The organism is Paracraurococcus ruber (assembly GCF_004353985.1).
GTDB lineage: Bacteria > Pseudomonadota > Alphaproteobacteria > Acetobacterales > Acetobacteraceae > Paracraurococcus > Paracraurococcus ruber.
Genome location: NZ_SMOA01000254.1, coordinates 1 through 7,546 on the forward strand (window position 1 = coordinate 1; position 7,546 = coordinate 7,546).

A 7,546-nucleotide genomic window follows, 5' to 3' on the forward strand; every position below is an offset into this window, starting at 1 on the left:
TGGCGCGGGCGGGCGGCGCGGGCCAGGGCGGGCACGCGGGCCAGCCGCAGAGCCGCCCCGGGGCTGGCCGAGAGGCCGCCGCCGCCGCGCTCCTCGTCCTCCGGCAGGAAGGGCGCCAGGGCGAATTGCCCGCCGGTGAAGGTCAGCCCTGTGAACAGCCAGAGCAGCGCCAGCGGCATGGCGCCGGAGCGCGCCGGCTGCAGCAGCCCGCCGAGGCCGCCGGGATCGGCCTGCAGCAGGGCCAGGACGAAGACGGTGGCGGCGATGAAGCCGACGGCAAGATGCCGTGCGAGGGCGCGGGCCAGGGTCATCCGCGCCCAGCGCGCCGGCCGCCCGGCGGTTCCGCCGTCGGCGCTCAACCGGCGCTCCCTTTCACGCGTGGCGTCGCGTGCGGTGCCAGCCAGCCGAGGCTCGCCTCCGGCTCGGCATCCGTGGTCGGCAGGTAGGGCTTGATGTCCAGCAGCGGCGTGCCGCTGGCGCAGTCGAGATTCGTCACCCGCAGCACCCCCGGCGCGGCGAAGCCGTGGAAGCGCACGACGGACAGGGCCACGGGGTTGGGCCGGAAGGGGGCGCGGGTGGCGAAGATGCCTCTTTCCTCCCGGTCGAAGGGCGGGGTGAAGCGCAGCGCCGGCGTGGGCGCGCGATGCATCCAGTAGAGCAGGATGAGGTGACTGAATCCTTCCAGCCCCAGCAGCCCGTCCCGGAAGGCCGGGACGACCACGGCGCGGCATTCCGGTGCCGGGTCGGGCTGGCGGCCATTGCGCGGGCAGTCGCCCGGGGTCGACCAGGGCGTCTCCAGATGGCCGATCGGGGTCACCGCCAGCGCCGCCATGCCCCGATCCCTGTCCCCCGGCCCCGCTTCGCGCCGCATGTGGTTCCTGCCTATCCTTCCGGCAACGGGGAGGATGACGATGACCCATGCGATCCCGCGGCGCGCCGCGCTCGGCCTGCTGGGGACGGCGGCGCCGGCCGTGGTGCGGGCGCAGCCGGCGGGCGGCTGGCCCAGCCGGCCGATCCGCTTCATCAGCCCCTTCGCCCCGGGCGGCCCGCAGGAAGTCCCGGCGCGGCTGATCGCCGAGCACGTGTCGCAGCGCCTGGGCCAGCCGGTGGTGATCGAATCGCGGCCCGGCGCCGGCAGCGCGGTGGGCACGCAATTCGTGGCGCGCGAGGCGGATGGCCACACCTTCCTCGTCACCACCACGTCCTTCGCCACCCTGCCGGCGATCATGAAGGACCCGGGCTTCGACCCCTTCGCCGACCTGGTGCCGGTGACGCTGATCTCGGAAAGCTCGCTGCTTCTGGCCTGCCGGGCGGAGGCGCCCTTCGCCGACCTCGCCGCCCTGCTGGCGGCGGCGCGGGCGCGGCCGGGGCGGATCAGCGTGGGATCGGCGGGCATCGGCTCCTCCACCCACCTGTCCATGGCGCTGCTGATGCACCGGGCGGGGATCGAGCTGCTGCATGTGCCCTATCGCGGCGTGACGCAGTCCCTGACCGCGCTGCTGGCCGGCGACATCGACCTCTGGACCGGCGATCCCTCCATCCCCTCGGCGCAGCTCGCCGATGGCAAGCTCCGGCCGCTGGCGGTGACGACGGCGGCGCGCAGCCCGGCCCTGCCGGCGGTGCCGGCGATCGCCGAGCTGGTGCAGGGCTTCGCCGTGCCGTTCTGGTTCGCCCTGCTCGGCGGCCGGGCGACCCCGCCCGAGGCGGTGGCCGCCCTGATGCGCGAGATGGCGGCGCTGCGCGCGCCGGAGAGCGCGCTGGCGCGGCGCATGGCCGGCCTCGGCGCCACGCTGCTGCTGACCGGGCCGGAGGCGCTGGCGGCGCGGCTGCGGCAGGAAGTGCCGCAATGGAAGCAGGTGGCCGCGACGGCGGGGATCACGCCGGAGTAGCGCGGATCGCGGCGCGGCGTGGCTCCGCCGCGACCGCACCAGGCGACTGCGGTCGCGCGTTCATCGTCGAAGCCAGGCCGCTGCGGGACGGATGGCGGTGGGACGTGCAGGCCGCGCAGCGTGCCTCCGCACGGCGGGAACGTGTTGCGGTGGCTTGCGGTCATCTCCGGATGCCGCCGTGCATCGCATCGTGCCCGCCGCCAGCGCCGTGCGCAGCCGTGCGCAGCCGGGCGCGCAGGGTCTCGACCTGGCCAGGCCTGGTGGCGGCCAGCGACTCCGCGCAGCTGGAGGGCAGGTCCCGATAGGCGATCGGCGCGGCGAATTGCCCGGCGGTCAGGTCCAGCCGTGCCCGGTCTACGCGGTTGTGGAAATGCCGGCCTTCCGGCAGCGGGGTCTTCAGGATCTCGCCGCCCAGCCATTCCTGCACCACCAGCGCTGTCACGTCGCACCGGCCGCGCGCCGGTTCCTCCGGCCGCCACAGGCTGCCGGTCGCGGGCGACCAGGCCAGCCGCAGGGCGGCGAGCAGCCTCCCCGGCGTCACGCCGGCGGCGGCAGCACCGCCCTGCCGAGCAGCGCGGCGATCTCCGCCTCCCCGTAGCCGGCCTCTGCCAGCACCTCCCGCGCATGCGCCGAAAGCCGCGGCGCCAGTGGCAGCTCGTCCGGCCCGGCGGCGGAGAAGCGGACCGGCCGGCCGAGGCCGGTCATCGGCCCCTCGGTCGGGTGCACCTCCCGCCGCAGCAGGCCGCTCTCCCAGAGATGCGGGTCCTCCAGCATCGCCTCGATGCTCTGGAAGGGCATGGCCGGGATCTCGCGGCGGCGGAACTCGGCGGCCCATTCGGCGGTGCTGCGGCTGCGCAGCGCCTCGGCCCGCAGGGTGAAATAGGCCTCGACGTTGCGGAAGCGCGCGCCGACGCTGCTGAAGCGCGGGTCGTCCTTCAGCTCCGGCCGGCCGATGGCCTCGAAGAAGGCGAAGGCCTGCGCGTCGGTGTTGGCGGAGACGGCGATGTAGCCGTCCGCGGTCGGGATCGGCCGGGCATCGGGGTTCATCACCCGCGGGTCGCCGGTCGGCCCGGCCGGGTCGAAGGTGCGGCGGAACATGTGCTCGGCCAGGACGAAATGCGCCATGCTCTCGTACATCGGCACCTCGATCGCCTGGCCCTCCCCGGTCCGCTCGCGCATCAGCAGCGCGGCGGTGATGGCCTGGCTGGCGATGATGCCGGTGATGTGGTCGCAGAGCACGAAGGGGGCGAAGCGCGGCTCCCCCAGCACCCGGCCGAGCGCGGCGGCGAAGCCCGACATGCCCTGGATGATGGTGTCGTAGGCCGGGCTGTCATGGTGCCGGCCGGCGCTGCCGAAGCCGGCGATGACGCAGAAGACCAGGCGCGGGTTGCGCGGTCGCAGCGCATCCCAGGTGATGCCGAGCCGGGCCAGCGCCCCGCCGCGCATGTTGGTGACCAGGACATCGGCGCGCTCCGCCAGCCGGGCCAGCACCGCCCGCCCCGCTTCTGTCTTCAGGTCCACGGCGATGCTGCGCTTGCCGCGGTTGAAGTGGATGAATTTCGGCGACATGTCGGGCGAGGGCGCGGGGCCGCCCAGCTTGCGCAGCAGGTCGCCCTCCGGCGGCTCCAGCTTGATCACCTCGGCGCCCTGCTCGGCGAGCGTCAGGGTGCAGGACGGCCCGACCACCACGGCGGTGAGGTCGAGGATGCGGAAGCCGGAGAGCGGCCCGCGCGGCGCGGCGCCTTGCATCAGCCGGCCTCCGCGACGCATTCGAAGGCGAGCCGTCCCTGGTCGTCCAGCGCCCAGAGCCGGGCGCGGCCCGGCGCCTCCACATGGCAGGCCAGCACCGCCTCCCGCCCGAGGAACAACGGCCGGCCGGCCCGCGTGGTGATGCTGCACAGCGGGCCCGGCAGGTGGCGCCTGGCCATCTCCGTCAGCAGGGTGGTGGTGATGCCGCCATTCACCACCAGCGCCGGGTAGCCTTCCTCCGCCCGGGCATAGTCGGCGTCGTAGTGGATGCGGTGGCCGTTGTTGGTCACCGCGGAATAGCGGAACAGCAGCACCGGGTCGGGCCGGAAGCTCTGCCGCACCGCCTCGGCAGGCAGCGAGGGCGGCGGCTGCTCGGGCGCGGCCGCGCCGGGCTGCGGCGCGGCGCGGAAGACCAGGTCCTGTTCCTCGACCACGCAGTCGCGGCCGCCGCAGGCGATGGCGTGCCGCACCGTGACGAAGACCATGGCGCCGCTGCGGCCCTGCTTCGGCGCGATGGCCGCGATGCGGGAGGTGCGGCGAAGCTCGGCGCCGATTGGCACCGGCGCCTCGAACCAGGTGCGGCGGCCGGCGAACATGCGGCGCGGCAGCGGCACCGGCGGCAGGAAGTCGCCGCGCAGCGGATGGCCGTCCGGCCCCAGGGCGGATTGCCGGGCGAGCGGGCCGAAGAGCACGACATGCCAGCCTTCCGGCATCGCCGCGCCGCGGCGGATGCCGGCCGGGTCCTGGTCCAGCAGCGCCGCCAGGCGGCGCAGCAGCACGGGGCTCGCCTCGTCCTCCGCCACCTCCTCGCGGCCGATCCAGGCCTGCAGCGCGGCATCCTCCATCGCATCCCCTCCCCGTGCCGGCCATTCTCCGGCCTGCCCCGGCGGTGTCAAACCAGGCTCGCAATGCCGCCTTCGCTGCCGCTACTCTGGCGGCTGCGGAATTCGCCGCCCGTCGCCAAGGCGCGGCACGGGCAGGCGGACGGGGCGGCGTCGCGTTGCGCGGCGTGCATCCCGTGCCGCGATCCGTCCCAGGCCGGGGCGGACAGCGAGCGGAGCGGGGGATGAGGATGGCGAAGCATGCCGCGGCACCGCACCGGATCGTCGTGGTCGGCGGGGGCGCCGCCGGGCTGGAACTGGTCACCCGGCTGGGCGACACGCTCGGCCGGTCCGGCGCGGCCCAGGTGACGCTGGTGGAGAAGGCGCGCACGCATCTCTGGAAGCCGCTGCTGCATGCGGTCGCCGCCGGCAGCCTGGACCGGGCGCAGCATGAGCTGCACTACCTGGCCCAGGCGCATTGGCACCATTTCACCTACCGCTTCGGGGAGATGACGGGGCTGGACCGGCAGGCGAAGCAGGTGCTGCTGGGCGCGACGCGGGACGACGAGGGCCGCCAGATCACCCCGCCCAGCAGCGTGCCCTACGACACGCTGGTGATCGCGATCGGCAGCGTGACGAACGACTTCGGCACGCCCGGCGCGGCGCAGCATGCGGTGCCGCTGGAAACGCCGGAACAGGCCAGCCGCTTCCACCGCCGCCTGGTGAATGCCTGCCTGCGCGCCAACAGCCAGGAGGAGGCGGTGCGGCCCGGCCAGCTGCACGTGTGCATCATCGGCGCCGGCGCCACCGGCACCGAACTGGCGGCGGAACTGCACCGCACCGTGCGCGCCGTGGTCGCCTATGGCCTGACGCGCATCGACCCGGAGCGCGACATCCGCATCCGGCTGGTGGAGGCGGCGCCGCGCATCCTGCCCGCCCTGCCGGAGCGCATCTCGGTCGCCACCACCGACCTGCTGCACGGGCTGGGGGTGGAGGTGCTGACCGGCCGGCGCGTGTCGGAGGTGAAGGCGGACGGCGTCTGCCTGGCGGATGGCGAATTCCTGCCCGGCGAGCTGGTGGTCTGGGCCGCCGGGGTGAAGGGGCCGGAGGTGCTGCGCGACATCGCCGGGCTGGAGACCACGCGCACCAACCAGCTGATGGTCGAGCGCACGCTGCAGGTCACGCGCGACCCCGACATCTTCGCGATCGGCGACTGCGCCGCCTGCCCGCGGCCGGACGGGTCGCCGGGCTTCATCCCGCCGCGCGCCCAGGCGGCGCACCAGCAGGCCAGCCACATGATCGGCCAGATCGAGCGGCGGCTGGCCGGCCAGCCGCTGACCCAGTTCGTCTACCGGGATTTCGGCTCGCTGGTCTCGCTGGGCCGCTACAGCACCGTCGGCAGCCTGATGGGCTTCCTGGTGGGCAAGAGCATGTTCATCGAGGGGCTGTTCGCCCGGCTGATGTACCGCTCGCTCTACAAGATGCACCAGACGGCGCTGCATGGCCGGGCGCCCGTGCTGTGGCGGACCATGGCGGGACTGCTCACCTCCCGGCTCGAGTCCGGGGTGAAGCTGCACTGATGCGGGCGGCCGTCGATCCTGGCTGATCGACGGTCCCACGGTCGCCGGGTCGCTTGCGCCGAAGGCCTAGGCTAGACGCATGGGCCACGGCGCCCGTCCGGGCGCCCGGCTTCGATGGTGCATTCCTGCCGCTGGCCTGATGCGCCCGGCCCCGGCTACCAGCGCATGATGTTGCGGTTGCTTTTCGACAGGGAGCCGCGGAGGTTGGTGAAGGACGGCCATTCGGTTGCCGGCAGGTAGCGCCGCGCCAGGAATTGATAGGTGTTGGCGACGACCTGCCAGAAGGGGCCGTCCTCGTCCTCGTCCGCCTCGTCCCACTGGTTCAGGATCGAATCCCAGCCCAGCAGGTTGCGGTACAGCAGGTCGCGGCTCTCATGCACGAAGGCCAGCCGCAATTCGGGTTCCCGCAGCAGGGCGATGATGTCGCGGCAGACCTCATCGACCTTGTCGAAGCGGGCGCCCAGCTCCTCGAGCGAGGTGCCGGCCATCTTGACGATGCGAGCGACGGCGTCGGAGCGGACGGAGTCCGACCGGTGCAGCGTGCCGGCGATGCGGCGGACCCGCAGGACCAGCGCCTGGATGCGGACCAGCAGCCGGTCGCGCAGCGCCTCGATATAGGCGAAGTCGGACGCCAGCCCGTCCACCCGCTGCATCACCTCCTCCGGGCTGGCGCAGCCCAGCTCGACCATTGCCTTGCGGCCAGCATTCTGGAAGGCGGTCTTCAGCTCGGGGTCGGTGTCGAGCCGCCCACCGCTCTCGATGTCCCGCATGGCGCGGCGGGCGGCGTCGCCGTCATGCCAGGCCAGCAAGGCGACCCGCAGCCGCACCTGCGCCCGGCGCTGGTGGTTGCCGCCGGGCGTCCAGCTCGCCTGGCCGTTCACCACCTCGGCCGGCAGCGGGTCGCCGGGATGCAGCGCAGTGACGTAGCCGAGGCTTTCGATGATCAGCCCGATCATCCGGCCGTCCTCGCTGTCGTCGGGGATGTCGAATTCCTTCTGCACGCCCCGCAGCGGCAGCGAGGCTTCGCGGTCGCCGAAGGGCACGACCATCACCGCTTCCCCATCGGTGGGGGAGCGGCGGAAGCAGACATTGGCGACCCGGTTGAAGACCGCGTGCTGCAGCACGCAGCGCCGGGCGACGCGGTCTTCGTCCGTCGCCTGGTCCGGGCCGGCCGGCGGGGTCTCGGACGGCATGGTGTCGGACGCTGCGTTCATGGAACCACCGGGACCGGACGCTTCGGACGGATTGCGATCCGCCGTTGTTTCATCCCGGGGGTTAAGCAAGCGTATGCGCGGGACGGACGGGCCGCGCCGGCCGGCGCGGCGCTCAGCGCGGCTCCACCCGCCGGTCGGCACCCGGCATGCCCGGCGGCGGGATGACCGGCGTCGTGCCAGGGTCCGGCACCGGTGCCGGCGCCTGGATGCCGGGATCGAGGCCCGGCGGGGGACGCAGCACGCCGCCCGGCGCGGGCGCGGCGGGGGGCGGGGCCGGCGGCGGCGCCGGGGCC

Annotated in this window: 8 protein-coding genes and 1 pseudogene; 2 read left to right on the forward strand and 7 right to left on the reverse strand. The window is 74.0% G+C overall.

Annotated elements, in window-relative coordinates; all coding sequences use genetic code 11:
* Both E2C05_RS26045 and tsaA read right to left on the reverse strand, forming a co-directional pair.
* Nucleotides 1-359, reverse strand: a 359-nt coding sequence (locus E2C05_RS26045; protein WP_133222577.1) for a hypothetical protein, incomplete at its 3' end; no start/stop codon positions are given.
* On the reverse strand, nucleotides 356-832 hold the full coding sequence (gene tsaA / locus E2C05_RS26050) for a tRNA (N6-threonylcarbamoyladenosine(37)-N6)-methyltransferase TrmO (RefSeq protein WP_158292373.1): 477 nt from the start codon (nucleotides 830-832) through the stop codon (nucleotides 356-358). The genes tsaA and E2C05_RS26045, both read right to left, overlap by 4 nt.
* 79 nt (nucleotides 833-911) lie before the next feature.
* Here tsaA and E2C05_RS26055 point away from each other — a divergent pair, with 79 nt between their 5' ends.
* Entirely contained in the window at nucleotides 912-1,889 is a 978-nt protein-coding gene (locus tag E2C05_RS26055; RefSeq protein WP_158292374.1) for a Bug family tripartite tricarboxylate transporter substrate binding protein, read from the forward strand.
* A gap of 160 nt (nucleotides 1,890-2,049) precedes the next feature.
* Here the strand turns inward: E2C05_RS26055 and E2C05_RS26060 are convergent, their stop codons facing one another.
* Genes E2C05_RS26060 through E2C05_RS26070 form a run of 3 tightly spaced genes read right to left on the reverse strand, consistent with a single transcriptional unit; the run spans nucleotide 2,050 to nucleotide 4,483 of the window.
* Nucleotides 2,050-2,430: a YunG family protein gene (locus E2C05_RS26060; protein WP_133222580.1), complete on the reverse strand. Its 381-nt coding sequence runs from the start codon at nucleotides 2,428-2,430 to the stop codon at nucleotides 2,050-2,052.
* A complete protein-coding gene (locus tag E2C05_RS26065) occupies nucleotides 2,427-3,638 on the reverse strand; it encodes a CaiB/BaiF CoA transferase family protein (protein ID WP_133222581.1) in 1,212 nt (403 codons plus the stop codon). Before E2C05_RS26065 ends, E2C05_RS26060 begins: the two co-directional genes overlap by 4 nt.
* The gene (locus tag E2C05_RS26070; RefSeq protein WP_133222582.1) at nucleotides 3,638-4,483 is read right to left on the reverse strand and encodes an FAS1-like dehydratase domain-containing protein; all 846 of its coding nucleotides are present in this window, start codon (nucleotides 4,481-4,483) and stop codon (nucleotides 3,638-3,640) included. The genes E2C05_RS26065 and E2C05_RS26070 overlap by 1 nt, the downstream gene beginning before the upstream one ends.
* Before the next feature lie 227 nt (nucleotides 4,484-4,710).
* On the opposite strand from E2C05_RS26070, the gene E2C05_RS26075 reads away from it, so the two are divergent.
* Complete coding sequence (locus E2C05_RS26075; protein WP_200306114.1) at nucleotides 4,711-6,039, forward strand: NAD(P)/FAD-dependent oxidoreductase; 1,329 nt, start codon at nucleotides 4,711-4,713, stop codon at nucleotides 6,037-6,039.
* Between the two features lie 155 nt (nucleotides 6,040-6,194).
* On the opposite strand, the gene E2C05_RS26080 is transcribed toward E2C05_RS26075, so the two are convergent.
* Nucleotides 6,195-7,232, reverse strand: coding sequence for a hypothetical protein (locus tag E2C05_RS26080; RefSeq protein WP_205083071.1), 1,038 nt, complete (start codon nucleotides 7,230-7,232; stop codon nucleotides 6,195-6,197).
* Nucleotides 7,233-7,365: 133 nt separating this feature from the next.
* Nucleotides 7,366-7,546: pseudogene (locus E2C05_RS34350) on the reverse strand (response regulator); the annotation flags it as partial.

Bases quoted from the DNA above. Each gene is read 5' to 3' on its own strand.
- tsaA (WP_158292373.1), bottom strand. From the start codon at position 832: ATGGCGGCGCTGGCGGTGACCCCGATCGGCCATCTGGAGACGCCCTGG.
- E2C05_RS26055 (WP_158292374.1), top strand. From the start codon at position 912: ATGACCCATGCGATCCCGCGGCGCGCCGCGCTCGGCCTGCTGGGGACG.
- E2C05_RS26065 (WP_133222581.1), bottom strand. From the start codon at position 3,638: ATGCAAGGCGCCGCGCCGCGCGGGCCGCTCTCCGGCTTCCGCATCCTC.
- E2C05_RS26070 (WP_133222582.1), bottom strand. From the start codon at position 4,483: ATGGAGGATGCCGCGCTGCAGGCCTGGATCGGCCGCGAGGAGGTGGCG.
- E2C05_RS26075 (WP_200306114.1), top strand. From the start codon at position 4,711: ATGGCGAAGCATGCCGCGGCACCGCACCGGATCGTCGTGGTCGGCGGG.
- E2C05_RS26080 (WP_205083071.1), bottom strand. From the start codon at position 7,232: ATGCCGTCCGAGACCCCGCCGGCCGGCCCGGACCAGGCGACGGACGAA.